The organism is Bradyrhizobium jicamae (assembly GCF_018130215.1).
Taxonomy (GTDB): domain Bacteria; phylum Pseudomonadota; class Alphaproteobacteria; order Rhizobiales; family Xanthobacteraceae; genus Bradyrhizobium; species Bradyrhizobium jicamae_A.
Window position 1 is genome coordinate 26,313 of sequence record NZ_JAFCKQ010000022.1, and the last position, 22,499, is coordinate 48,811.

Consider the following 22,499-nt stretch of genomic DNA (forward strand, 5'->3'; position numbering starts at 1 on the left):
GAAAGGCCTCTCCATGAAACTCCACGCCGCGGCAATGCTGATGGCGGCCCTTATGCTGTCAGGGACCGTCTTGGCGCAAAGTTCCGGCCCGTCCGGCGGCGCCGTGGAAGGTGGAAAGGGGGCCAATGTCACGACGACCGGCCAGGCGCTGAACAGCGACAAGAAGACCGGCGACAGCGGCCCGCCCATCGAGAAGGCGGCGCGTCCGGCCAAGCCGGATAACGGGGCGGCCGGCAACACGGTCGGCGTGAACCGCGGGACGAAGGCCGACCGGCGCAACGAGCATTATCCGTGACATTCGGGGCTGACCTCACACAGGCCTCACAGACCAGTTGACGCCTCGGCAGCGGCGCCCTTCTGGGGCTCGCGGCGTTCCTCCTGCTCCTCGTTCTCGGCCGCCGCCGGCGCGTGGTCGGAGCGCCCGTCACCACGTCCTGACGAAAAAGCCGGCGCGGTCATTGCGATCGCGCCGGCTCGATGCTTGGCGGGTGTTTCGATCAGTAAACCAGGCCGGTACCGGGCGGCTTCTCCAGCGCCGCGGCGAGCGAGCGATATTCCTCGCTGTTGGTGCCGGCGAGCTGCGCGATCTTGTTCAAGTGATACTGCGCCTGGTCGCGGTTGCCCTGCTCCAGCTGCCAGAGGCCGTAATACTGCCAGGTGCGGACATGGTTGGGATCGGCCTTGAGCGCGCGCTCGTACCAGATCTGCGAGACCTTGTAGTCGCCGAGCTTGCGATAGGAATAGCCGATCAGATTGGCGACGTCGGCGCGGTCATCATGGCCAAGTGCCTTCAACTGCTCGATCGCAGAGGCATAGTCGTGGCGGTCATAGATCGTGGCATAGGCGGCGTGATAGCCGGCCAGGAACTTCTGGTCGTCGATCGAGGAGCTCTTGTCCTTCTTGGTCTTCTTGGTCGCCTTGCCCTTGCCGCTGTCGGAAGCCGGCGGCGACGGTTCGTCGCTGCCATTGGCATAGGCCGTGATGACGGGTCCTGCCGCCAGCGTCATCGAGAGCACCGCGAGGGTCAAAAACCGTGTCGTCTTGCTCATTGTCTTCATCGCTCCTGATCGTTTCTGATCGCGCCCGGTAAGCCTACACCGAAGCCTGCCGACTTGAACACCCGCGGCTTCGGAACATTCCCGGCCGTGCGCACGATTCCGTGTGATCCCGTACAACGGCGTCCGGGGGAACATGACGAAGATGTCATTCACATGAATGAATTCCGTCCGCGGGCTTCAGAACGGGTTCAGCGCGCGGCCCCTAAGGTCGCGTGCATTGATCGGCGAGACCGACCATCCGGCCGAACACCTCGCGATCCCCGTGGAAGAGGAGACCACCCATGCTGAAGACGATTTCCGCCGCGCTGCTCGCCATGTCCGTGATCGCAGCGCCTGCATTCGCGGCCGAGCAGGGCAAGACCAGCAACACCGCGCCCGTGACCACCCCTGCGCCTGCGACCAAGGCCGCGCCCGTCGTCAAGAGCGAGCAGACCCCGTCGAAGGTTCTGAACGCCAACGCGGAGATGGGCCGCCATCACCAGCACTATCGCCATCATCGTTACCACAAGCACATGGGCATGCTGAAGGTGAAGTCGCCGAAGCACGTTGCGAAGCACGCCCGGGCGAAGATCGCGACCAAGCACGTCGCGCCGGTCAAGCATAGCTGACCGGTCAAGCGCAGCTGAATCTGATCCGCGGGTGCTGTTCGATCCACATTGCCCCCGCCGTGCCCGTGGATGTCAGACCCGGCCCGTCCGCCATTGCTTCCCCAATGGCGGCGGGCCGGAGTGCGTTCGAGCGTGCCGCCGGTCTTCCGAACAGACCATGCTCGAAAGAGGGCGTCAGTTGAGGCCGACGCTGCGGAAATAGGATTCGAGCGCCCCGATTTCCCGAGATGAGACGATCGCGCCGACATAGCCGTCGGGGGCGGATCAACACCCAATTCCCGGCGCTCAGGCCGTAGGCCTTCTGCCAGCCGCCGGTGTCGATGATGTCGGCGCGGCTGATGCGCAAGTTTGCCGATGCAATCAGCCGCGACCCTTCGACGATCCGCAGCCCGGCTCCTGACCGCGCAGATAACCGAGTTGCGAATTCCCTTGGCCCGCGAAGCAGTCTAAGACACCCCACCCGGGGATCAGGGACTGACCCGGGGGATCAGGGGCTGACCCGGGGATCAGGGACTGCGACATTTGGGGACTTCGGCGAAACTGACGGCGATGCTGCTGCTGTCGATCGGGCTGACCGGTTGCGCCGGCGGCGGCGAGGACTCAGGCCCGATCAGTTTTACCGCCGACCGCGGCGTGGCCGACCAGCCGTTTCCGGCAAATTACAGGCCCGAGATCCTGGCATTCATGAAGACCTACCTGAACAATCCGGTGGGCGTGCACGATGCCGGGATTGCCGACCCGGTGCAGCGGACGGTCGGCGGCCGGCTGCGCTACGTGGTCTGCCTGCGCTACAGCCCGAAGGACACCGACGGCAATTACCGCTCCTCGCGCGACCGTGGCATCCTGTTCGTTGACGGCCGGCTCGACCGCATCATCGAGAATGCCGCCGAGCCCTGCGCCGGCGTGACCTATGCGCCGTTCCCCGACTTGGAAAAGATGACGCGCTGAGGCGCGGCGCGCCGTCGCAAGCCGTGACCGGGCGGTTAGCGCATTCCGATCACTTTTCGGCGAGCGTTGAACCTGCGCTTAGCCATCTGCGACTTCCGTCAGGGTGAATTGCGGCGGCTTAACGGGTAAAAAAATCTGCTGTGGCATGGAACCAACGGGCGTTGTTGCACCTCGATCACGGTTCGGGAAACTTCACGGCTACGGCATTGCCCCAAAGCAACCCAATTGAGGTCACGTTGTTTGGATTAACAGCGCAGCGTAAGTCACGGGGATCAAGATGAAGAAGTTTCTGCTCGGCACCGTTGCCTTGGCCACTCTGGCTGCTCTCGCGAGCCCGGCGCTGGCTGCTGACATACCGGCCCGCACTTATACGAAGGCACCGCCGCCCTATACCGCGCCGGCGGTGGTCTACAACTGGACCGGCTTCTATATCGGCGGCCATGTCGGCGGCGCGTTCACCGACGGCACCAACCTGATGGGCAGCGACGCTCGCTTCGTGGGCGGCGTCCAGGGCGGCTTCGACTATCAGTTCGCACCCAACTGGGTTGTCGGTGTCGAGGCGCAGTATTCGTGGCTGCCCGGCGGCTCGAACAACGGGACGACGTTTCCGGCCGGCACGCTCGTGACCGGCAACACTGACCAGATCGGCTCGGTGACTGGCCGCTTCGGCTACACCTGGGGTCCGACGCTGCTCTACGCCAAGGGCGGCTACGCCTGGCGCGACAACAACAACATAACCGCCTCGGTCGGCGGTGTACCGACAGCCTTCACCACCGACGCCAACCACAAGGACGGCTACACGGTCGGCGCCGGTCTCGAATACATGTTCGCCCCGAACTGGTCGGCAAAGGCCGAGTACCAGTATTACAATTTCGGCAAGACCACGTTCACGTCAGGTCCGGCCGACATCGTCGGTACGAGCTTCCGGAACGACGAGCACACCGTCAAGCTCGGCATCAACTACCGCTTCGGCTGGGGCGGTCCGGTTGCCGCCAAATACTGAGCTTCCCGTCGTCTGATCGAAGGCCGGCCACGCGCCGGCCTTTTTGCTTGGTCTCGTCTTGAGGCGGTCTGCGCCGGCGGCATTCGTGCAATGCAGAAAATAATTTCTGCATTGCACGGAACTTTCACTGACATGCGTTATTGTGGGTCTGCCGGGGCTGGTGGACAAACAAACATGCGTAGCTTTGCGTTAGGGCTGATCTTCTCTGCGGTCGCTATGCCGTGCCTTGCCCAGACCGTGACTGTCCTGAAATCAGAACCCCTGGTTCTCGCGCCCTATGAAGTTGCCTTCGTCCAGGACGCATCCTGCACGGACGGCAAGGTGCTCAAGGTGACCGGCGCGATCCGGGGTCTGCATCGCCGCAAGGCGTGCGTTTCACTTCCGTCCGAGCAGGCTTCGCTGGTGACGGCGACGCCCTAGGCGTCGCAGGTATCGCAGACCTTTGACCCGGTTCGCGCCAGCGCGCCGGCACCGAAGTCGTCCCGAATTCTCACGAACTCAATTTGGGCTCGAGCCGCGCTTCGCGGTCGGCATCGGCCTTGTTCTTGGCCGGGTCCTCATCCGGGTCGAGCTGGCATGGACGGATCTCGTAGTCATTGTCGAGGACAGGACGCGGCGAGGCCTTTTCGTCATCGGACGTCGCGTCAACCACCAGGCCGGATTTCCTTGCCAGCTTCCAGACGTCGGCCTCGGTTGGGTAGGCCTTGCTCAGCTTGGCATCCTGGTAGAACAGCGCGTAGGCCATCGACAGCTCCGTGAAACGCCGGACAACGCCGTGACCGCCTTGCGAGTTTCAGCCCTGGCGGCCGTTGTCTTGATCACGGAACCGTGAGCGAAAAAGATGGCACATTTCGGTCCGTTCGACGAAGGTTTGAGTCCCTAACGAGTGGTAAACCCGGCAAAAAAGAATCCCCGGGACTCCGCGGGTAGAATCGCCGGATGCTCCGCCCCATGAGAGCGATCCCGACCCCCGATGAGCGCGTCCATGTCGCGCTGACCGTAGCGCTGCTGGCGGCCTGTGCCGCCAATCTGGCGCTGGTCTGGGCCTGGCTGTAGCGCTTGGGCCTTGTGACATCAGGAGACGCGATAACCGCCCGACGGCTCGGCGAATTCATCTCCGTAGGAAGGTCTGCCGAGGCTACTTGTCGGAGTGCGGCAGGTCGCGGATCGCGGCGCGCACCTTGGCCATGGTGGAGCTGCAATACTCCTCACGCTCCTTCAGGAAGCGCTGCTGTTGCGCGCGGAAACTCGCAACGCGGTCACGCACCTCGGACTGGAAGTCGCCGCGCAGGTCGAGCCGTGCGAATTGCGGCAACGGCGTCGGCGGGACCTCGACGACCGTCACAGCCGTGGCCGGAGCCGCCGACGCGGCAGTCGGCGGACCTTCGATCACTGTCGGCACCGGCAATGGCGGCGTCACGGTGGCCTCCGGCAATGGCGGTCCAGCGTCCACCGGGGTCTGCGCTTGCGGGGCCTGCGGCTCCGAAATCTCCGCTTGCGCAACCTGCTCTTGAGCCGGCTGTGCTTCAGTCGGCTGTGCTTCAGTCGGCTGTGCTTCAGTCGGCTGTGCTTGTGCCGGCTGTGCTTCGGCCGGCTGTGTTTGAGATTGCCGTGGTTCACCCGGCTGTGCTTGAGCCTGCCGCGCTTGGAGGGCCGCCTGCAGCGCGGCGCTCTGCGCCTCGATGTTGGGCCGCTTGCCCGTCACCGACTGTACGAAGGCCGCTGTCTGCGCGAGCAGCAGGTCGCGCTCTTTCATCCACTTCATGGCGCACCCAGGGCGTTTTCCAGCGAAGTGGGTACCGGTTCGCGTGAAGAAAACGCGTCAAAACGATGATCTTGCAGAGCAACTTGGCGGAATCAAGCTTTGACCACAATGATGGCTAACGAAGACGGTTGTTTTGCCAGCAAGGTGACAAATCCGAGACACCGGGCCGAGGCAGGAATAGCGGGATACCGGGGGGAAGGGCAGGGTACGGTGCGGGCAACCGAAAATCGGGACGAGAATGACGACGATCGCGTCGCCCGACGCGAGGCGGCCGATTCGAGAAGCCCCAGCGTGGGCTCCTCCTAGGCGGCGGCCTCGGCGGCGCCGCGACGCTCGGCTGCGCGAGCCTCGATCATGTCGGCGTAGCGGCCATACTCCTCGGCCATTTCAAGCAGCTTTGCGCGGACGGCGTCGTCGGTGACCTGACGGGCCAGCCGTTTCGCCTGATCGGATTGGAAGCGGTAATGAGCGGTGTCGGACATGGGGGACCTCACCGATAAGTACGGTCCGGTCCCTAAAGGTTCATTGACGGAGCCGTGAGTTGTGCGTGCAGCCGCCTACTTCGATGCGCGAAGCGTCGTCTGGATCTCCTGCACCCGATTGTAGATGTCCGTGATCTGCTTGTTTGCGGCAGCGGACTCGGCCGTCTGGATCTCGACCCTGTTGACCCGGGCCATGATCCCGGCGAGTTGCGCGGCGGTGTTCTTGGTCGTCTCGCCGGATTCCAACTCGATCTGGATCGCATTGACCCTGGCCTCGACCGCGGCGAGTTCCGCAGAGACCTTCTTCAGGGCGTCCGCCTGCTGCTTGCTCCATTCACCGGCTTCACTGCGAAACTCGCGCTGCGACGACAGCGAGTGTTCGACCAGCGCGCGCCGCTGAATTTCCGACAGGCCGATGGCGGCCACATTGAGGATCACCAGCGCGATCAGGATCGTTCGATTGTCGAGCCGCATGTCGTTATCCCTGCGATTTTGGCAGCATGCCGAACGCATCCATCAGCGAAATTCGCGGGATATGCAACTCGGGGGATCGATGAGCAGGTCTTGAAGGCCATTGCGTGCGTTACGGGCGCGCGTCATGGTCCGGCCGACGGCGCGCCTTCGGCTGTCAAACGACCGGGCGCCGGTCCCGACCGCTCACTGCAGGCTTTGCCCGCCAATCCCCTGTACGGCCGGATTGGTACTAAGGCCCAGGTCCTCGCGGACCTCGACCTCGAACCAGCCCATTTCCTTGAGTTCGCGCGCCTTCTTCGCGGCAGCGTCCTCGCTGTCGCGCTTCAGGACGATCCGACTGGTGCCGTCACGGGCAAGGATCAAGTAGGTCATGATTGAATCCACCCCTCACGAGCGTACACGCTTTTGGCCGGCAAGGACAGAAATGTTGCTGACGATGCGTGATCCTACGGGAATCTTCCCGCGAATCATGCCAGCGACACGGGGCGAGGACTGGTGCCGGCTGAGGGGATTGAACCCCCGACCTTCAGTTTACAAAACTGCTGCTCTACCGCTGAGCTAAGCCGGCGAAGGGTGATGGATTTGCCGGCTCGCATAGCAGACTTGCCGGGCGAGGGCCAGAACCTGGCGGTGTGCTCGCCGGCCCCGGGGAGGGAAAAGTCGGCCGGCGGGCCGCCTTTTCATCGTTTTCGGCGCCGTCACCGGCGTCCCGATTTGATCTTGTGGCGCGTTCAAAGCGGTGTGAAGTTCCATCTCCTGTTGGTTTGGACGAGAATTGCAATGTACACGCGCGACATCGACTACCGCTGTGGCGAAGCCAGTCTGCGCGGGTATCTCGCATTCGCCGAAGCGGGTGGGAAGCGCCCCGGCGCGCTGGTGTTTCACGAAGGCCTCGGGCTCGGCGATTTCGCAATGGAGCGGGCGCGCCGGCTTGCCGACTGTGGCTATGTCGCGCTCGCCGCCGACATGTTCGGTGACCGGCGGCAGGCTGAAAGTCTGGAGGACGCCCTGAACCTGGTCGGGGCGCTACGCAAGGAGCCGGCGACGCTGCGCGCCCGCGGCCGTGCCGCGCTTGCAACGCTGGTGGCGCTGCCCGAGGTCGATGCCACGAGATGCGTCGCAATCGGATTCTGCTTCGGCGGCTCCGTTGTGCTCGAGCTTGCACGCGATGGCGCCGAGCTGAAGGCCGTGGTCAGCTTCCACGGCGTTCTCTCGACCAGATTGCCTGCGGCCGAGGGCGCAGTGAAGGCGAGCGTGCTGGTCCTGACCGGCGCCGATGATCCGCTGGCGCCGCCGGATCAAGTCACCGCCTTCGAAGAGGAGATGCGTGCGGCCGGGGTTGCCGACTGGCAGGTGACGAGCTACGGCAACACGCTGCACGGCTTCACCAATCCGACGGCAGACGGCTCGATCATGCGCTCGGCGCTGTACGATGCGCGGGCCGACCGCCGTTCCTGGGCCGCGATGCATGGCCTGCTTGACGAGGTGCTGGCCTGACAAGGTCGGCGAACTGGTGTTGGATCCGCGAGTGTTATCGAGCGACGAGTGGGCGCGCGGCCCGGGGGAGTGATGTTCGCAATCTTGAGTCTGGGTTTTCTGCTCGGCATGCAGCATGCGCTGGAGCCGGATCACATCGCGGCGGTCTCGAGCATCGCGGCCCGCCGCACCAGCCTCAGTGACATCGTCAAGCATGGCCTGACCTGGGGGCTCGGGCACACGCTGACCCTGTTCGTGTTCGCAGGCGCGGCCATCCTGCTCGGGCGCGCGATCCCGGAGACGGTGGCGCAGCCGATCGAGACCGCGGTCGGGTTCATGCTGGTCGGCCTCGGAGCGCACGTGCTGTGGCGGCTGTGGCGCGACCGCATTCACTTCCACCGTCATGCCCATGCCGACGGCACCACGCATTTCCACGCTCATAGCCATGCCGGAGAAACGGCGGCGCTTGCGTCCGCCTTGCCGCACGCGCGCGCGCCGCACGCCCATGCGCATGGTTTCCGCTGGCGCACGCTGCTGGTCGGGCTGATGCACGGCATGGCGGGCTCGGCGGCGCTGTTGGTGCTGACGGTGTCGCAGGCCCCGAATCCCGTGATCGGGCTCGGCTATGTCGCGTTGTTCGGCGTCGGCTCGATGATCGGCATGGGCATGCTGTCCAGCGTGATCGCGCTGCCGCTGGCCGCCTCGGCGCGCTGGCTGACCTGGGCCAACAGCGGCCTTCAGGTCGCGGTCGGTCTCGTCGCCATCGCGATCGGGGTCCATTCGATCGTCGGGAATGCCTTCGCCTGACGCTCGGACGCATCCCAACACACGCGTTAACCATTCCTGATCCTGTTTGGTCAACATTGAGCGGGCGCTGACGCTCGGGTGTTAGGCTTACCGGCAGTTTGGCCGGCGACCTTAACCCTTGCGCTCGCGCGTTGCTTTAGGTTGCACTCGAACAACGGGACGTTGCGTGACATGCGCGTTGGCATTGCACTGGCGATTTTGGCTGCCTTGACCTCGACGGCAATGACTTCGACAGCAAGGGCCGGCGGCGGCTTCGACATCGTTGTACCCTATCGCCCCGGCATCCCCATCATCATCAATGGCGTCGATGCGTCCTACGCCGTGGTCGAGGGCGAGACCGGCCTCGGCCGCAACGAGGCGATGCAGCCGACCGTCTATGGCGGCCGCCCGATCGATCCCGAGCCGAATGTCGGCCACTATTATCCGAGCATGGGCCACACTCCCGGCTATGGCCGTGTCGAGATCGAGCCGCCGGCGAACCGCTCCCTGCCGAAGCCGGCCGAGAGCTATCACCAGTCATGGTCGGCGCACTCGGCGCCGCTGCCGGCGCAATCGAACGTTCCGGTCGAACCGCCGCCTGTGATCTACGCGCCGCAGTTCAATGGCCAGCAGCAGCCGGGACTTCTCCCGCCGCCGCGGCCGCCACGCCCGAAAGTGTACCCATAATCTTCGAGAAGCCCAAGAAAACCCAAGAAGACCCAAAGCAAACGAAGCCAACGAAAAATACCTACAGGAGAGAGCAATGCGTCACATGATCACTGGAATGATTGCGGCGGCGGCCGTCATGGCCACTGCGCCCGCAATGGCCTGCGGCTTCAGTCCGTGCGCCGCGCCGGTCTATTCTGCACCGGTCGTGGGTTATGGTTACGGCCATGGCTATGGCTATGGCTATGGCGGCTGCAACCCCTGCGGCGGCCTCGGCGCGGTCGAACGCCTGCCCGACCCGGATGCGGTCTATCCCGGCACCACGCAGCAGTATTATTACGTCAACCAGGGCCCGACCTACACCGGCCCCGGCAACTGGGCGCCGCATCCGTATTACCGCGAGGGCTATGGCCGTCCGTATTACGGCCATCACCATTACGGCTACCACGCCTATCACCACTATCGTCCGCACTACGGCTACGGCTATCACTACGGCCATCCGGTGCTGCGCCGCTACTACTGATCTTACGATCGGCAGAGATCAGAAGCGCCCGTTCGCTGTTCGCGAGCGGGCGCTTTGCTGTCTGGCCCGTCATCGCGAGGAGCGCGAGCGACGAAGCAATCCATACTTCCGCTTGCTGCCGTATAGATTGCTTCGATTCGCTCGCAATGACGGCTCGGCCGGCTGCTACCCCATCAACCCCAGCCGGCTCGCGCCGATATAAAGCGCGAGCACGGCTGCGTTCGAGACGTTGAGGCTCTTGATCTCGCCGGGCATGTCGAGGCGGGCGACGACGCGGCAGGTTTCGCGCGTCAGTTGCCGCAGGCCCTTGCCCTCGGCGCCGAGCACGAGCGCGAGCGGCTGCTGCAATTCGACCTTGCCGAGATCCTCGGCGCCCTGGCTGTCGAGTCCCACGGTCATGAAGCCGCGGTCGTTCAGTTCGGTCAGCGCGCGGGCAAGATTCTGCACGGTGACCAGCGGCACCAGTTCGAGCGCGCCGGACGCCGACTTCGCCAGCACGCCGGTCGCCTCCGGGCTGTGGCGCGCGGTGGTGACGATCGCCTTCACCGCGAACGCCGCGGCCGAGCGCAGGATGGCGCCGACATTGTGCGGGTCGGTGATCTGGTCGAGCACAAGGACAATGCCCTCGAGTTCCAGCGTGTCGATGCCCGGCGAGGGCAGGGGATCGGCCTCCGCCAGGAGCCCCTGGTGCACCGCGTCGGGGCCGAGCCGCTGGTCGATCGTGCTTGGGCGGACGATCTCCGGCGTGACCGGGGTCTCGATATTCTCCTCGGCCAGCCGCCTTGCGGCGTTCTCGGTGAGGTAAAGCCTGCGGATATGGCGCTCGGGATTGGCAAGGGCTGCCGACACCGTGTGCCAGCCATAGAGAATGACCGGGCCGTCGGAACCGGACTCGCGCTCCCGCCAGGTCGAGCTGCGGGCGAATTTCCGCCCTTTTTCGAAGGGTTTACCGCCCTTGTTTCGGAAATTGGGTTTGCCGTCGCGATCGCTCATGTGAGGCTTGTGTCACGGGTGTCGCAGAATGGCAATTTAACCGGCAAATTGCTCGCCGGGTTGGTTGACTTTGGCAGGTCCCTTCGCCCATAACGGCGCCCGACCGCGCACCCGAACCGGGCCTTGCGCGGTTATCAGCGTCATTTCGATGACCCGGTCCGCCGCCACTCGCGCGGCCGGTCTTGATGCTGTTGGACGGGGGAGTGTCCCGAGTGGCAAAGGGAGCTGACTGTAAATCAGCCGCCTCATGGCTTCGCAGGTTCGAGTCCTGCCTCCCCCACCATCTTGTTCGTTTGACTTTCCGAGATTTTGCGAGCCGTTCAGACTGGGAACGGATTGCGACGCGATCCCGACCAGGAACTGCGCATTCTTCTTTCGTGCCGCGATATACAAAGTCGATCCTTACCGCCGGAAGCGCCAATGAAGCCAAGAACCATGCGCGGGCCTGGCCTGTTCATCAGCCAGTTCATCGGGGCACACCCTCCCTTCGACACGCTTGGCGGCCTCGCCGAATGGGCAAAGGAGCTCGGCTTCAAGGCGCTGCAGATCCCGGTCTCCGACCCGCGGCTGAAGGATCTGGCGGACCTGCCTGAGCAAGACGCGCTCGCCAGGATCGAATCCGTCATCTCCAAAGCGGGCATGGTCGTCAGCGAGATTGCGGCGCAGCGCTCCGGACAGCTGCTGGCCGTGCATCCCGTCTATGACGAAACCATGGATGCCCTGGCCGCGCCGGATGTTCGCGGCCGGCCTGCCGCGCGCCAGGCGCAAGCCGAGCGAGACTTGCGGCGCGCAATCGGCCGCGCCGCGGCAACAGGCGCCGGAAAGGTCGTCGTATTCTCGGGCGGACTCGCCTGGCCCTATGTCTATCCTTATCCGCCGCGGCCAGCAGGCCTTGTCGAGCGCGCATTCGACGAGCTTGCCCGTCGCTGGCGTCCGCTGCTCGACGACGCCGATCGCGCCGGCGTCGATCTCTGCTTCGAGCTCCATCCGGGACAGGACCTGCACGACGGCGTGACGTTCGAGCGGTTCCTTGCCTGCGTCGATCATCATCCACGGGTGAAGATCAACTACGATCCCAGCCATTTCCTGCTGCAGCAGATGGACTATCTCGGCTTCATCGACCGCTATCACGCGCGCATTGGCGCCTTCCACGTCAAGGACGCAGAGTTCACGCCAGGTGCCGCGAGCGGCGTCTATGGCGGCTACCAGGACTGGCTCGACCGGCCAGGACGTTTTCGCAGCGTCGGCGACGGCCAGATCGACTTCAGAAGCATCTTCGATCGCTTGACCCGTTGCGGCTATGACGGCTGGGCCGTGCTCGAATGGGAGTGTTGCCTGAAGAATTCGGGCGATGGCGCGCGCGAAGGGGCCCAATTCATCGAAAGGCACATCATCCGTGTGTCGGATCGATCGTTCGACGCGGCGCTCGGCGCATCCATGCCTGCGGAGACGATCGATCACGTGCTGGGCATCGCGAGGCGTTCATGACCAATCCCGTCCTGAAGGCGCTCGGGCGACCCTTTCGTCTCGGCATCATCGGCGGGGCTCCGCCGTCCATGATCGGACCCGTCCATCGCGTGGCCGCAACCATGGACCAGCGCTTCGCGCTGGTCGCGGGCATGTTGTCCTCGCGCGCGGAGCGGTCGAGGACGGAAGGTCTCGCCATCGGCCTGCCCGAGGCGCGCTGCTATGGCAGCGTCGAGGAATTCATTGCAAAGGAGCGGGCGCGAGACGATGGCGTTGAAGCGCTTGCCATCATCACGCCGAACGACAGCCACGCACCGTATCTGAAGCTGGCCCTGGCGGCCGGGCTCGACGTGATGATCGAGAAGCCGCTGTGCAATGAACTGGGCGAGGCGCTGGAGTTGCGGGACCTGGCGATCTCGAGCGGCTGCGCCGTTGCGGTAACGCACACCTATTCCGGCTATCCGATGGTGCGCGAGATGCGCGCGCGCTGCCTGGCTGGCGAAATCGGCGCGCTCCGACTGGTGCAGATCGAGTATCTCGCGGGCGGGCTTGCGACTGCCGTCGAGCTCGATGCTGATGCAGACCTGCGCTGGCGGCTGAAGCCCGAGCGCAGCGGGCCGTCCCTCGTGCTGGGCGACATCGGTACCCACGCGCACCATCTCGTCTCGTTCGTCACGGGGCAGCCGTTCGAACGCGTGTCGGCCGATGTCGGGACAATGGTCCCCGGCCGCAAGGTGCATGACATCGCGCAAGTCCGCTTCCGTCTCGCCGATGGAACCCGCGGACAGCTCGAGGTCAGCAACGCGGCGGCCGGCATGTCCAACCATGTCCGGTTGCGCGTCTATGGCGAGAAGGGACACATGGAGTGGCAGCACGGCAGGCACAATGAGCTCGCGATCGCCTCTCTCGATGGCGAGGTCCGCACCATTTCCGGTGGTCAGCCGATGCTGACGACCGATGCGCAGCATTCATCGCGCCTGATGCGCCCCGGTCATCCTGAGGGACTGCAGGAGGCGGTGGCAAATCTTTATTGCGGACTGGCCGACATGATGCTTCTGCGCCGCAATTGCGCGACCTCGGGAGGCTCCATGCTGGTGCCGACCATCGATGATGGCGTCGCAGGACTTGCCTTCGTGACGGCATGCCTGGAGAGTTCGAAGCGGGACGGATCCGTGGTTCGTCTGGCCAATTGATCCGAACTCGGGGGTACGATGGCGACAATCTTGGTGACGGGTTGCGATACGGGGCTGGGCGTCGAGTTCGCGCGGCAGTATGCGGGCGATGGACATCGCGTGATCGCGACCTGTCTCGATCCTGCTACAGCGACCGAGACCGTGGCAATCCGTGGCAATATCGAGGTGGTAAAGCTCGACGTCACCGATCACACGGCGATCGAAGCCCTGTCGCGGCGGCTCAGGCACGATACGATCGACATCCTCCTCAACAATGCCGGCATCGGCCGGCCCCATCCGCCCTTCGGCGAAACCGATTACGCGCTCTGGGAGCGCATTCTCCAGACCAACCTGCTTGGCCCGATGAAGATGGCCGAAAGTTTCGTCGAGCAGGTCGCGCGGAGCGAAGCGAAGATGATGGCGTTCGTCTCGAGCAGGATGGGCTCGATCGCGCTGAACAACTCCGGCGGTTCCTATGCTTACCGTTCCAGCAAGGCCGGCCTCAACATGATCGTGAAGACGCTGGCCGTCGACCTCGCGCCGCGCCAAATCTGCGTTCTTGCGCTGCATCCGGGATGGGCGGCAACCGAGCCGGGCGGTCGTGTGCCGGTGGCCGAAAGTGTCGCTGGCATGCGCGGCGTCATCCATCGTGCCGGCCCGCACCACACCGGCAGCTTCGTCACCTATCACGACCAGCCGTTGCCATGGTGAGGCGCTATTTTCCCTCCGTTGCCGCCTCGGTGAGCTGAAGCGGCTGCTTCAAGGTGAGGTCTTCCGACTGGAAATAGAGCCTGACCGGTATCCGCGACCGTCCGACGCCAGGCTTCTCGGCACTGAGCTGAATGTTGTGCGACGGGTTGCTGGTGAACTGGAATGACCCGTCGCTTTTGCTCTGGGTCGAGGCCTGTTCGACGAAGGTCGTGAAGTTGAACACCCACAGTTTGACCTCCGCGCCTTCGACCGCCCTCCCGGAGGCGTCGACCACGCGGCCAGCGATCTTGCCGTGATTGTGGGTGAAGACCCAGGCATTCCAGACGATCGCGATGATGGCAAGTGTACCCGGCACCAGCACAAACCGGTTGAGCAGCCAGCGCCTCCACCGCGGGGCGGCAGGATCGTCCCTGATGCTCATCCCTTGGTTGCTCCGGTGGTGAGGCCCTGGACGAATTCCTTCTGCGCAAGCAGGAAGAGCAGGATGCCCGGCGCCAGCACCATGATGCAGAAGGCGTAGAGGGCGCCCGTCGTATCTTCCTGATAGGAGATGAAGCGCGCCAGCCCGAGTGGCAGCGTTTGCATGTCCTGCGAGCGGGTTGCGATCAGAGGCCACATGAAGTTGTTCCAGGACCAGATGAAGGAGAGGATCACGTTGGTCGCGACGGCGGACTTGGCGAGCGGCATCATTACCTTCCAGATGATCCGCCATTCGGACAGCCCGTCGACACGAGCTGCGTCGATCAGCGAGCGGGGCACCGCATCGAAGCTCGCCTTGAACACGAAGATGCAGATGATGGTCGAGAACATCGGCAGGGCGAGGCCGAGATAGGAGTCGAGCAGCCCGAGTTTACCGGTGATGAGGTAGGCCGGGATGATCGTCGCCTGGAACGGAATCATCATGCAGGACAAGAACAGCATCAGGACGATCTGTTTTCCCGGAAAGGTTTGCGTCAGTGAATAGCCTGCCATCGCATTCAGAACGACGTTCGCGACGATCGTCAGAATTGACACGACGACGCTGTTCAAGAAGTATCGCGCGAAGGGGATCGCATACCAGACGTCGACATAATAGAAGGGCTGCGGATCCCGCGGAACGATGCTGGGCGGATAGGAGAAGATGTTCTCTCCCGAGATCGAGGTCTTCAGCACCCAGTAGAACGGCACCAGCATGACGAAGCACACGGCGATGAGTGCGAGGTGAATCGGCCAGCGCCGCTGCCGCCTGGTCATCAATCGTGCTCCACCGCGCCGACATTTCCGCCCGAGAGCCTGTTGGCGGCCCAGGTCACGGCCAGGAGCAGCATGAAGAAGACCACCGTGATCGCCGCCGCGTAATCGAAGCGTGTCTGGTTGAAGGCGAGCTTGTAGATGTAGGTCACGAGGATTTCGGTGGCATGGCCGGGGCCGCCATTGGTCATGACGTAGATCAGGTCGAAGCTTGTCACCGAATTGAGCATACCGATGACGAAGCAGAGGAACAGCGACGGTCTCAGCAACGGCAGCGTGATGCGCAGGAAGCGGCGGAAGGAGTTTGCGCCGTCGATCTCGGCTGCTTCGTACAAATTGCCGGGAATGGTCTGCAGGCCGGTCAGGATGATGATCATGTAGAAGCCGAGCATCTGCCAGATGTTGGCGGCGATGACGCAGGGCAGCGCCCATGTGAAGGAGTTGAGAAAGGGAATCGGCTGGTCTGCCAGATGCAGCGACCGCGCGACAAAATTGATGAGTCCGACGCGCTCGTCGAACATCCAGCGCCAGATGATCGCGACCGCCACAGTCATCAGCGGATAGGACAGGAAGATCAGGGTGCGATAGACGTCGCGTCCGCGGATGTCGGAATTGACGAGCAGCGCGAGCCCGAGCGCGATGGCAATGCCGAGCGGGGCGGAAGCAATGATCCCGAGCGTGTTCCAGAGCGCCTGCCAGAACACGTCGTCGTCCCAGAACATCTCCTGATAGTTGTCGAAGCCGATGAAGACCGCGGGCTTGAGCGGCGACCATGCTTCGAAGGAGAGCAGCAGGTTCCAGCCGAGGGGCAGGATGCGGTAGAGCAGGAAAATCAGCAGGGACGGCGCAAGAAAGCTCCAGATCAGGATTGCCCTGCGCGTCGATCGTCGCCTGGTGAAACGGGGCCGTACGTCTGCCGTATCTATTGCCGTCACCGACATCAGCATTCCCTCGGCCGACCGCGATGCCGCTCGTGGCGGATCGCGCCGATGCCGTTGATTATGACCGGCGCAGAACTCGCGTAACGGCGCGTTCGGCGTCGGCAAGCGCGGTCTTGGCATCCTTGCGGCCGAGAACGGCATTCTGGAATTCCGGCCAGAACGCCTCCTTGATCTGGGCATCGTTCGCCAGCGGCCAGTTGCCGGTCATCTTGTCCGTGTGCTCGAGCTGGGTCTGAAGCACGGCATACGCCAGGGGATCGTCCGCCTTCACCGACTCGAGACCGGCCTTGTCGGCCTCGATGTTCGCAGTGAGCACGCGGCGGATCTGCGCAAGCCGGGTGGCCCATTTCACGCTGGTCATGTGCTTGACGAGGGCAAAGGCAAGCTCGGGATTCCCTGAGCTTTTTGAGACGCCGAAGCCGTGGTTGGTCGGCGTCGACCAGTCGCCGGGCGCCTGGGTTGCGCCCAGCGTCTCGGGGTTGATCCAGCGTCCCTGTCCCTTGACGAAGAAGTAGGATGCCGAATGGGCCTGGAGCATGCCCACCGTGCCGGACGCGAAGGCGCCGTTCGGTTCGACCCAGCGGCCGGTCCAGGCGATCTTGTTGATCGCGCCTGCGGCAGTGGATTTGGCGAGACGATCGAGCAGTTCCGCCGCGGCCGGCGTATTGAAGGCAGGTTTCTTGTAATCGGGTGTGAGAAGTTCGATGCCGTTCATCTTCATGAGCGGCCAGTACAGCCAGTCGAAGTTCAGCGTCAGGAAGCCTGTCTTCTCTCCCTTGCCCATCGCCTGGGCGGAGGCGAGGAGTTCGTCGAACGTTTTGGGCGGTCCGGAGAGCCCGGCCTCCTTGAACATCGTCTTGTTGTAGTAGAGCAGGGTCTTCGCGACGTAGAACGGTACGAGGTAGTTCTTCTTGTCGTAGACGAAGGAGGACATGTAGTCCGGATTGAACATCTTCACGAAGGCGGGATCGTTCTGGAAGTAAGGCGTCAAATCCAGCAGAGCGCCGTTCGCGGCCCACTCGACCCATAGCGCGCCTTGAATGTCGATCACGTCAGGTGCCGTGCCGGCCACCAATTGAGTCTGGTAGAAAGCCGGAAGGTCGGGGCCTTTCTTGTCGAGCCACTCGATCTCGACGCTGGGATTGGCCTTCTTGAACTCGTCGAACTCCTCCTTGAACAGCGCTTCCTGGTCGGCGATGTTCCAGGTCAGGACGCTGATTTTCTTGTTCGATTGCGCCCTCAGGTAAGCGGGCATCGCGAGTGTTCCGGCGGCTGCCAGACCTGTCTTGAGAACCGTTCTGCGATCCATCGCACATCCTCCCGGCTCGCGAACGCGGACGCTCTCGAAGGGCATCCGTCGTCACCATCATGGTTCTTGTCGCAAATGTTAGCGCTTGCATGAACGCGGTCAAGGGCTCAAAAAATCTTCGACATATTGGGCAATTTTGCGGTGCAATCTTGATTGACAGGAACGTGAAAGCGCTTTCATTCTTGGCTCGGTTCAGCCTTCATGCGGTCTGGCGATGGTGGAAGTGCAGCCCTCGAGACGCTATCGCACTGGTCTGCCTCGCTCGCGAATGGCGGATGTGGCTAGGCTTGCGGGTGTGTCGATCTCGACCGTGTCACGGGCGCTACGTCAGCCCGACATCGTCTCGCCCGATGTGCGAGGCCGCATCGACGAGGCAATAGCGCGACTGTCCTATCGGCGAAATGTGGTTGCTGGCGCCCTTGCGAGTGCACGCGGTATGACAATCGGCGTGATCATTCCGTCGATCATCAACTCCTTCTTTGCGGCAACGATCGAGGCACTCGAACAAGGTATGGCCGGTAGCGGCTATCAGTTGTTGCTCGGCAACACCGGCTATTCGGCGGAGACGGAACGGCAGCTCGTGTCGTCCTTCCTCGCGTGGTCTCCGGCCGCGATGGTCCTGACCGGCCGCCGTCATCAAAGCGAGACCGTGGGGGCCCTGCTGTCGAGCCAGATTCCCGTGCTGGAAATGTGGGAGCTCTCCGATCATCCCATCGACATGATCGTCGGCTTCTCTCATCGTTCCGTTGGGCAGATCGTCCTTCAGCATCTTGCCAGGCGCGGCGCGCGGCAGCTCGGCTTCATCGGCGCCTACATGGATAAGGATTACCGGACCGCGGATCGGCGCACCGGCTTTGTCGAGGCTGCTGTGCAGTCGGGCTACGATGCGCCGATCGAAGTCCACTTGCCCGAGCGGGCCAGTGCAATAGGGGGCGCCACCGGGCTGAAGGAACTGCTGGCGCGCAATCCGGGAATCGATGCCGTGTTCTGCAGCAATGACATGATTGCGCTGGGTGCGCTGTTCGAGGCTGGGCGACTTGGCCTCGCCGTCCCCGGCGATTTGAAGATTTGCGGATTCGGCGATCTTGAGTTCGCAGCCGCCTGCGAGCCGCCTCTGACAACCGTGCGGCCGCCCGGTCGCGAGATCGGCCTGCAGATCGCGAAGCTGCTGCGCGGTCGGCTCGAAGGAACGACCGATGGCGGCGGCAGCTTCGACCTTGGCGTCGAGCTCGTGCCGCGCGAGAGCACGTGAAGCGGGGTGGTATGGCAACGGTAGAGTTCCGTAAACTCATCAAGCGCTACGGTACAATCGAAGTCGTTCACGGCATCGATCTGTCGATCGATGATGGCGAATTCATCGTGCTGGTCGGACCCTCCGGCTGTGGCAAGTCGACCACGTTGCGCATGCTCGCGGGTCTCGAAGAGGTTTCTGATGGTGAGATCCTGATCGGCGGGCGCAACGTCAATGAAACCGCGCCGCGTGATCGCGATATTGCAATGGTGTTTCAGGATTACGCTCTCTACCCGCATCTGTCCGTCTACGACAACATGGCGTTTTCACTTCTGTATCGGAAAATGCCGCGCAAGCAGATCGACGCCCGTGTGCGCGACGCTGCGGAAATCCTTGGCCTCACGCCGTATCTCGGCCGTCGGCCCAAGCAGTTGTCCGGCGGTCAGCGTCAGCGGGTCGCCATGGGGCGCGCGATCGTCCGCAAGCCGCAGGTCTTTCTCTTCGACGAACCTCTGTCAAATCTCGATGCGAAGCTCCGCGGCGCCATGCGGGTTGAGATGAAGAAGCTGCATCAGCGGCTCGGCGTCACCACGGTCTTCGTCACGCACGACCAGATCGAGGCCATGACGCTTGCCGATCGTGTGGTCGTGATGAACGGAGGGCATATCGAACAGACCGGGTCGCCCGACGAGGTCTATCACGCGCCGGCAAGCCTGTTCGTGGCCGGTTTCATCGGGGCGCCCACCATGAACTTCCTGCCTGCGCGCGCCGTCGACGCGGATACGCTACAGCTGGGAGAGGGAGAAGTCGTTCGGCGCCAGGGAGCAGGCGGCACCGGCGGCAACGTCGTTTTCGGTATTCGCCCCGAGGACGTCGATATTGCCGCAGGCACTCTTCCCCCGGGATGGGTGGATCTGCCGGCAACTGTCGAAGTGGTCGAACCGCTTGGCTCGGACACGCTCGTCTTTACCAGCGCCTTCGGTACCTCAATGACGGCGCGGGTGCGGCCGGATCAGCGACCGGCCCCCGGTTCGCAAATCAAGCTCAGGGTGAATGCGGAGCGCGCCCATATATTCGATGCGGCATCGGGCAGGAACGTCCTGAATGCCGTCAATTCATCCAGGAGCGGCTTGCCATAGGCCGCCTGGTCATGGCCGCGACGCGCACCGGAATCCTATAGAGGGAATCGAAATGCTTGACCGTGCCGTCGCAGGACGATCAACCTCGAGTCGGAACCGGCGGCGTTGCCAAACGCGGCAAGGTAAGCTCAGATGCCGTACGAGGTCGAAGATTGCGTATTGTCCGTGCATCTTCCGGTCGAAATCAAGCAGCCAGACAGGCTGACGGAGGAACATTGATGGCGCAGACACCGGAAGAGGAGCTCGAATCCACGACGATGAAGCGCGTCACGTGGCGCATCGTTCCCTTCCTGATGTTTTGCTATTTCATTGCCTTTGTCGACCGGGTCAATGTGGGCTTCGCTGCCCTGCAGATGAACAACGATATCGGGCTGTCGGCCGCTGCCTTCGGCCTTGGCGGGGGCTTGTTCTACATCACCTATGTGTTGTTCGAGGTGCCGAGCAATCTCGCGATGGCGAAGGTTGGCGCGAAGATCTGGATCGCCCGCATCATGGTGTCGTGGGGCCTCGTCTCTGCCTGCATGGCGCTCGTGGTCGGCCCCAATTCGTTCTATGCGGTTCGCCTGCTGCTCGGCGCTGCGGAGGCTGGCTTCTTTCCCGGCGTGATCCTGTACCTGACTTACTGGTTTCCCGCCGACTACCGCGGTCGGATCGTCGCGCTGTTCATGGTGGCGATCCCCCTCTCGAGCTTCTTTGGCTCACCGATCTCGGCGAGCCTGCTCCAGTTCGACGGTCTGCTGGGCCTCCACGGCTGGCAGTGGATGTTCATACTCGAGGCGGCTCCCGCCGTCATTCTCGGTATCGTCGCGTTCTTCTATCTGGCCGACCGGCCGGGACGCGCACCGTGGCTGAGCGAGGAGCAACAACGCTGGCTTGCTACCCGGCTCGCGCGGGAAAACTCGTCACCAAAAGCCAAGGTCGGGCATCTGTCGCTGTGGGAGATCTTCTCCAACAAATATGTGCTGGCGGCATCCCTGATCTACGCCGGCGCGTCTGGCGCGAGCCAGTGCCTGTCCCTCTGGCAACCGCAGATCATCAAGTCGTTCGGCTTGACCGATATCCAGACGGGTCTCCTGAACTCGATCCCGTTCGGTGTGGCATCGGTACTGATGCTGCTCTGGGGGCGCAATTCAGACCGCACCGGCGAACGCAAATGGCACACCGCGATTCCGCTGGCGTTGCTTGCGGCAAGCCTTGCGATGGCAGGCCTCTCCGGCGCGCTGGCGCCGACGATCGTTATTCTCTGCGTGGCCGTGACCGCGACCTACATCATGAAGGGGCCGTTCTGGGCGCTATCGACCGAGTGGATGTCGCCGGGCGTAGCTGCGGCGGCGATCGCCCAGATCAACGCGATCGGCAATCTCGGCGGGTTTTTCGGCAGCTACCTGCTCGGCACGATCAAGGACGCCACCGGAAGCTTTGCGCTCGGCTTGTTGCCGCTCGCCGGCCTCTCTGCGATCGGGTTCGTGCTGGTGGTAACGCTCGCCAGGCAGCAAGTGCCGTCGGACTCCACGGCGGCCAGCGCGGTGCACTGATCCTGCACCGCTGTACGCCACGACGTGCGTGTCGTGCGATTGCGTGTCCAACCTAAACGGCTGCCCGCGTATTCAGATAGATCGAATATAGCGAGGTTTGCCCGCAGATGTAGAGCCTGTTGCGGCGAGGTCCGCCGAAACAGACATTCGCGACGATCTCTCCGATCGGGATCGTGCCCAGATGCGTCCCATCCGGCGAATAGCAAAAGACGCTGCGGCCCGCCGACGTCCAAATGTTGCCGTGAATGTCGCAGCGAAAGCCGTCATAGAGTCCGTCCGGACAGGTTGCAAACAGCGATGCATCGCCAACCGTCTGTCCGTCGACCTTGTACGACCAGATTGTTGCGGGAAGTCCGCTGACATGGGTCGCGCCGGTATCGGCGACATAAAGCAGCGTTTCGTCCGGCGAGAAGGCCAGTCCATTGGGCTTTACCCGTCCGGACACGACAAGGGAAACTTTGCCGGTCGCGCCATCGATCCGGTAGACGTTGGAGGCCCCGATCTCCGACTTGGCTTGCAGCCCCTCATAGTCGCTGTCGATGCCGTAGGTCGGGTCGGAAAACCAGATCGAGCCATCCGATTTGACCACGACGTCGTTGGGCGAATTCAAGCGATGACCGTCAAATCGATCCGCAACGACCGTGATCGATCCGTCGTGCTCGGTGCGCGTGACGCGCCGCATGAGATGCTCGCAGCTGATCAACCGCCCGTCACGGTCGACGGTATTGCCGTTGGAATTGAAGCTGGGATTTCGGAACACCGATACGGATGCGTCCGTCTCGTCGAAACGCATCATCCGGTTGTTGGGAATGTCGGACCAGATCAGGTACCGACCCGCGGCAAAATATGCAGGCCCCTCGGCCCAGCGGCATCCGCTCGCCAGCTTCTCGAGGTTGACGTGACCGAACACAAGATTCGAAAATCGCTGATCGTGGATGACGTAGGGGAGCATTCTTCCTCCTTCTTTGATGGTTCGAGCCAC

General features: G+C 63.2%; 27 protein-coding genes, 2 tRNA genes and 1 pseudogene. 17 read left to right on the forward strand and 13 right to left on the reverse strand.

Annotated features, from left to right (window positions below; translation table 11 throughout):
• The first annotated feature begins 13 nt into the window (after window positions 1-13).
• Window positions 14-295, forward strand: a complete 282-nt coding sequence (locus JQ586_RS22590; protein ID WP_212396820.1) for a hypothetical protein — start codon at window positions 14-16, stop codon at window positions 293-295.
• A gap of 202 nt (window positions 296-497) precedes the next feature.
• Here the strand turns inward: JQ586_RS22590 and JQ586_RS22595 are convergent, their stop codons facing one another.
• The gene (locus JQ586_RS22595; protein WP_212396821.1) at window positions 498-1,049 is read right to left on the reverse strand and encodes a lipopolysaccharide assembly protein LapB; all 552 of its coding nucleotides are present in this window, start codon (window positions 1,047-1,049) and stop codon (window positions 498-500) included.
• A gap of 290 nt (window positions 1,050-1,339) precedes the next feature.
• Here JQ586_RS22595 and JQ586_RS22600 point away from each other — a divergent pair, with 290 nt between their 5' ends.
• The 4 genes from JQ586_RS22600 (at window position 1,340) to JQ586_RS22615 (ending at window position 4,037) form a co-directional block, all read left to right on the forward strand.
• Window positions 1,340-1,666, forward strand: coding sequence for a His-rich protein BRANT (locus tag JQ586_RS22600; protein ID WP_249147961.1), 327 nt, complete (start codon window positions 1,340-1,342; stop codon window positions 1,664-1,666).
• Window positions 1,667-2,215: 549 nt separating this feature from the next.
• Window positions 2,216-2,614 carry a hypothetical protein gene (locus JQ586_RS22605; RefSeq protein WP_212396897.1) on the forward strand — a complete coding sequence of 133 codons (399 nt, stop codon included), beginning with the start codon at window positions 2,216-2,218 and terminating at the stop codon, window positions 2,612-2,614.
• Between the two features lie 277 nt (window positions 2,615-2,891).
• Window positions 2,892-3,617: an outer membrane protein gene (locus JQ586_RS22610; RefSeq protein WP_212396822.1), complete on the forward strand. Its 726-nt coding sequence runs from the start codon at window positions 2,892-2,894 to the stop codon at window positions 3,615-3,617.
• Window positions 3,618-3,791: 174 nt separating this feature from the next.
• Window positions 3,792-4,037: a hypothetical protein gene (locus JQ586_RS22615; RefSeq protein WP_249147965.1), complete on the forward strand. Its 246-nt coding sequence runs from the start codon at window positions 3,792-3,794 to the stop codon at window positions 4,035-4,037.
• Between the two features lie 70 nt (window positions 4,038-4,107).
• Here the strand turns inward: JQ586_RS22615 and JQ586_RS22620 are convergent, their stop codons facing one another.
• The 6 genes from JQ586_RS22620 to JQ586_RS22645 form a co-directional block, all read right to left on the reverse strand.
• Complete coding sequence (locus JQ586_RS22620) at window positions 4,108-4,362, reverse strand: hypothetical protein (RefSeq protein WP_212396823.1); 255 nt, start codon at window positions 4,360-4,362, stop codon at window positions 4,108-4,110.
• Between the two features lie 393 nt (window positions 4,363-4,755).
• Window positions 4,756-5,382 carry a hypothetical protein gene (locus tag JQ586_RS22625; RefSeq protein ID WP_212396824.1) on the reverse strand — a complete coding sequence of 209 codons (627 nt, stop codon included), beginning with the start codon at window positions 5,380-5,382 and terminating at the stop codon, window positions 4,756-4,758.
• Between the two features lie 302 nt (window positions 5,383-5,684).
• The gene (locus JQ586_RS22630) at window positions 5,685-5,864 is read right to left on the reverse strand and encodes a hypothetical protein (RefSeq protein ID WP_212396825.1); all 180 of its coding nucleotides are present in this window, start codon (window positions 5,862-5,864) and stop codon (window positions 5,685-5,687) included.
• 75 nt (window positions 5,865-5,939) lie between these two features.
• Window positions 5,940-6,338: a hypothetical protein gene (locus tag JQ586_RS22635; RefSeq protein ID WP_212396826.1), complete on the reverse strand. Its 399-nt coding sequence runs from the start codon at window positions 6,336-6,338 to the stop codon at window positions 5,940-5,942.
• Window positions 6,339-6,521: 183 nt separating this feature from the next.
• Complete coding sequence (locus JQ586_RS22640) at window positions 6,522-6,710, reverse strand: hypothetical protein (RefSeq protein ID WP_212396827.1); 189 nt, start codon at window positions 6,708-6,710, stop codon at window positions 6,522-6,524.
• Between the two features lie 121 nt (window positions 6,711-6,831).
• Window positions 6,832-6,906, reverse strand: a tRNA-Thr gene (locus JQ586_RS22645).
• A 212-nt stretch (window positions 6,907-7,118) separates the two neighbouring features.
• On the opposite strand from JQ586_RS22645, the gene JQ586_RS22650 reads away from it, so the two are divergent.
• The 4 genes from JQ586_RS22650 to JQ586_RS22665 all read left to right on the forward strand — a co-directional run bounded on the left by JQ586_RS22650 (window position 7,119) and on the right by JQ586_RS22665 (window position 9,789).
• Window positions 7,119-7,835, forward strand: a complete 717-nt coding sequence (locus tag JQ586_RS22650; RefSeq protein WP_212396828.1) for a dienelactone hydrolase family protein — start codon at window positions 7,119-7,121, stop codon at window positions 7,833-7,835.
• Window positions 7,836-7,907: 72 nt separating this feature from the next.
• The gene (locus tag JQ586_RS22655) at window positions 7,908-8,621 is read left to right on the forward strand and encodes an urease accessory protein (protein ID WP_212396829.1); all 714 of its coding nucleotides are present in this window, start codon (window positions 7,908-7,910) and stop codon (window positions 8,619-8,621) included.
• Window positions 8,622-8,792: 171 nt separating this feature from the next.
• The gene (locus JQ586_RS22660; RefSeq protein ID WP_212396830.1) at window positions 8,793-9,287 is read left to right on the forward strand and encodes a hypothetical protein; all 495 of its coding nucleotides are present in this window, start codon (window positions 8,793-8,795) and stop codon (window positions 9,285-9,287) included.
• 76 nt (window positions 9,288-9,363) lie between these two features.
• Window positions 9,364-9,789 (forward strand): hypothetical protein, encoded by a 426-nt coding sequence (locus JQ586_RS22665; RefSeq protein ID WP_212396831.1) that lies wholly within the window; start codon window positions 9,364-9,366, stop codon window positions 9,787-9,789.
• Between the two features lie 165 nt (window positions 9,790-9,954).
• Here JQ586_RS22665 and rlmB read toward each other — a convergent pair whose 3' ends face one another.
• Window positions 9,955-10,782 (reverse strand): 23S rRNA (guanosine(2251)-2'-O)-methyltransferase RlmB, encoded by an 828-nt coding sequence (rlmB, locus tag JQ586_RS22670; RefSeq protein ID WP_212396832.1) that lies wholly within the window; start codon window positions 10,780-10,782, stop codon window positions 9,955-9,957.
• Window positions 10,783-10,979: 197 nt separating this feature from the next.
• Here rlmB and JQ586_RS22675 point away from each other — a divergent pair.
• The 4 genes from JQ586_RS22675 (at window position 10,980) to JQ586_RS22690 (ending at window position 14,132) form a co-directional block, all read left to right on the forward strand.
• Window positions 10,980-11,065 (forward strand) — tRNA-Tyr (locus tag JQ586_RS22675).
• Window positions 11,066-11,202: 137 nt separating this feature from the next.
• Window positions 11,203-12,270, forward strand: a complete 1,068-nt coding sequence (locus JQ586_RS22680; protein ID WP_212396833.1) for a sugar phosphate isomerase/epimerase — start codon at window positions 11,203-11,205, stop codon at window positions 12,268-12,270.
• On the forward strand, window positions 12,267-13,442 hold the full coding sequence (locus JQ586_RS22685) for a Gfo/Idh/MocA family protein (RefSeq protein ID WP_212396834.1): 1,176 nt from the start codon (window positions 12,267-12,269) through the stop codon (window positions 13,440-13,442). Before JQ586_RS22680 ends, JQ586_RS22685 begins: the two co-directional genes overlap by 4 nt.
• 18 nt (window positions 13,443-13,460) lie before the next feature.
• The gene (locus JQ586_RS22690; protein WP_212396835.1) at window positions 13,461-14,132 is read left to right on the forward strand and encodes an SDR family oxidoreductase; all 672 of its coding nucleotides are present in this window, start codon (window positions 13,461-13,463) and stop codon (window positions 14,130-14,132) included.
• Window positions 14,133-14,136: 4 nt separating this feature from the next.
• Here JQ586_RS22690 and JQ586_RS22695 read toward each other — a convergent pair whose 3' ends face one another.
• From JQ586_RS22695 to JQ586_RS22710, 4 genes are read right to left on the reverse strand one after another with little or no spacing between them, the layout of a single operon-like run.
• On the reverse strand, window positions 14,137-14,553 hold the full coding sequence (locus tag JQ586_RS22695) for a carboxypeptidase-like regulatory domain-containing protein (protein WP_212396836.1): 417 nt from the start codon (window positions 14,551-14,553) through the stop codon (window positions 14,137-14,139).
• A complete protein-coding gene (locus JQ586_RS22700; protein WP_212396837.1) occupies window positions 14,550-15,365 on the reverse strand; it encodes a carbohydrate ABC transporter permease in 816 nt (271 codons plus the stop codon). Before JQ586_RS22700 ends, JQ586_RS22695 begins: the two co-directional genes overlap by 4 nt.
• Window positions 15,365-16,303, reverse strand: a complete 939-nt coding sequence (locus JQ586_RS22705; RefSeq protein WP_212396838.1) for a carbohydrate ABC transporter permease — start codon at window positions 16,301-16,303, stop codon at window positions 15,365-15,367. Before JQ586_RS22705 ends, JQ586_RS22700 begins: the two co-directional genes overlap by 1 nt.
• A gap of 58 nt (window positions 16,304-16,361) precedes the next feature.
• Window positions 16,362-17,612: a sugar ABC transporter substrate-binding protein gene (locus JQ586_RS22710; protein WP_212396839.1), complete on the reverse strand. Its 1,251-nt coding sequence runs from the start codon at window positions 17,610-17,612 to the stop codon at window positions 16,362-16,364.
• A gap of 268 nt (window positions 17,613-17,880) precedes the next feature.
• Here JQ586_RS22710 and JQ586_RS41590 point away from each other — a divergent pair.
• The 4 genes and pseudogenes from JQ586_RS41590 to JQ586_RS22725 all read left to right on the forward strand — a co-directional run.
• Window positions 17,881-18,003 (forward strand): annotated as a pseudogene (locus JQ586_RS41590) (LacI family DNA-binding transcriptional regulator); the annotation flags it as partial.
• Window positions 18,004-18,048: 45 nt separating this feature from the next.
• A complete protein-coding gene (locus tag JQ586_RS22715) occupies window positions 18,049-18,864 on the forward strand; it encodes a substrate-binding domain-containing protein (RefSeq protein ID WP_249147966.1) in 816 nt (271 codons plus the stop codon).
• An 11-nt stretch (window positions 18,865-18,875) separates the two neighbouring features.
• Window positions 18,876-19,982: an ABC transporter ATP-binding protein gene (locus tag JQ586_RS22720; RefSeq protein WP_212396841.1), complete on the forward strand. Its 1,107-nt coding sequence runs from the start codon at window positions 18,876-18,878 to the stop codon at window positions 19,980-19,982.
• 218 nt (window positions 19,983-20,200) lie between these two features.
• Window positions 20,201-21,517, forward strand: a complete 1,317-nt coding sequence (locus JQ586_RS22725) for an MFS transporter (RefSeq protein ID WP_212396842.1) — start codon at window positions 20,201-20,203, stop codon at window positions 21,515-21,517.
• A 52-nt stretch (window positions 21,518-21,569) separates the two neighbouring features.
• On the opposite strand, the gene JQ586_RS22730 is transcribed toward JQ586_RS22725, so the two are convergent.
• Window positions 21,570-22,469: an SMP-30/gluconolactonase/LRE family protein gene (locus JQ586_RS22730; RefSeq protein ID WP_212396843.1), complete on the reverse strand. Its 900-nt coding sequence runs from the start codon at window positions 22,467-22,469 to the stop codon at window positions 21,570-21,572.
• Between the last annotated feature and the right edge of the window lie 30 nt (window positions 22,470-22,499).

Coding starts and splice junctions, on each gene's coding strand:
- JQ586_RS22590 (WP_212396820.1), top strand. CDS start 14: ATGAAACTCCACGCCGCGGCAATGCTGATGGCGGCCCTTATGCTGTCA.
- JQ586_RS22595 (WP_212396821.1), bottom strand. CDS start 1,049: ATGAGCAAGACGACACGGTTTTTGACCCTCGCGGTGCTCTCGATGACG.
- JQ586_RS22600 (WP_249147961.1), top strand. CDS start 1,340: ATGCTGAAGACGATTTCCGCCGCGCTGCTCGCCATGTCCGTGATCGCA.
- JQ586_RS22605 (WP_212396897.1), top strand. CDS start 2,216: ATGCTGCTGCTGTCGATCGGGCTGACCGGTTGCGCCGGCGGCGGCGAG.
- JQ586_RS22610 (WP_212396822.1), top strand. CDS start 2,892: ATGAAGAAGTTTCTGCTCGGCACCGTTGCCTTGGCCACTCTGGCTGCT.
- JQ586_RS22615 (WP_249147965.1), top strand. CDS start 3,792: ATGCGTAGCTTTGCGTTAGGGCTGATCTTCTCTGCGGTCGCTATGCCG.
- JQ586_RS22620 (WP_212396823.1), bottom strand. CDS start 4,362: ATGGCCTACGCGCTGTTCTACCAGGATGCCAAGCTGAGCAAGGCCTAC.
- JQ586_RS22625 (WP_212396824.1), bottom strand. CDS start 5,382: ATGAAGTGGATGAAAGAGCGCGACCTGCTGCTCGCGCAGACAGCGGCC.
- JQ586_RS22630 (WP_212396825.1), bottom strand. CDS start 5,864: ATGTCCGACACCGCTCATTACCGCTTCCAATCCGATCAGGCGAAACGG.
- JQ586_RS22635 (WP_212396826.1), bottom strand. CDS start 6,338: ATGCGGCTCGACAATCGAACGATCCTGATCGCGCTGGTGATCCTCAAT.
- JQ586_RS22640 (WP_212396827.1), bottom strand. CDS start 6,710: ATGACCTACTTGATCCTTGCCCGTGACGGCACCAGTCGGATCGTCCTG.
- JQ586_RS22650 (WP_212396828.1), top strand. CDS start 7,119: ATGTACACGCGCGACATCGACTACCGCTGTGGCGAAGCCAGTCTGCGC.
- JQ586_RS22655 (WP_212396829.1), top strand. CDS start 7,908: ATGTTCGCAATCTTGAGTCTGGGTTTTCTGCTCGGCATGCAGCATGCG.
- JQ586_RS22660 (WP_212396830.1), top strand. CDS start 8,793: ATGCGCGTTGGCATTGCACTGGCGATTTTGGCTGCCTTGACCTCGACG.
- JQ586_RS22665 (WP_212396831.1), top strand. CDS start 9,364: ATGCGTCACATGATCACTGGAATGATTGCGGCGGCGGCCGTCATGGCC.
- rlmB (WP_212396832.1), bottom strand. CDS start 10,782: ATGAGCGATCGCGACGGCAAACCCAATTTCCGAAACAAGGGCGGTAAA.
- JQ586_RS22680 (WP_212396833.1), top strand. CDS start 11,203: ATGAAGCCAAGAACCATGCGCGGGCCTGGCCTGTTCATCAGCCAGTTC.
- JQ586_RS22685 (WP_212396834.1), top strand. CDS start 12,267: ATGACCAATCCCGTCCTGAAGGCGCTCGGGCGACCCTTTCGTCTCGGC.
- JQ586_RS22690 (WP_212396835.1), top strand. CDS start 13,461: ATGGCGACAATCTTGGTGACGGGTTGCGATACGGGGCTGGGCGTCGAG.
- JQ586_RS22695 (WP_212396836.1), bottom strand. CDS start 14,553: ATGAGCATCAGGGACGATCCTGCCGCCCCGCGGTGGAGGCGCTGGCTG.
- JQ586_RS22700 (WP_212396837.1), bottom strand. CDS start 15,365: ATGACCAGGCGGCAGCGGCGCTGGCCGATTCACCTCGCACTCATCGCC.
- JQ586_RS22705 (WP_212396838.1), bottom strand. CDS start 16,303: ATGTCGGTGACGGCAATAGATACGGCAGACGTACGGCCCCGTTTCACC.
- JQ586_RS22710 (WP_212396839.1), bottom strand. CDS start 17,612: ATGGATCGCAGAACGGTTCTCAAGACAGGTCTGGCAGCCGCCGGAACA.
- JQ586_RS22715 (WP_249147966.1), top strand. CDS start 18,049: ATGACAATCGGCGTGATCATTCCGTCGATCATCAACTCCTTCTTTGCG.
- JQ586_RS22720 (WP_212396841.1), top strand. CDS start 18,876: ATGGCAACGGTAGAGTTCCGTAAACTCATCAAGCGCTACGGTACAATC.
- JQ586_RS22725 (WP_212396842.1), top strand. CDS start 20,201: ATGGCGCAGACACCGGAAGAGGAGCTCGAATCCACGACGATGAAGCGC.
- JQ586_RS22730 (WP_212396843.1), bottom strand. CDS start 22,469: ATGCTCCCCTACGTCATCCACGATCAGCGATTTTCGAATCTTGTGTTC.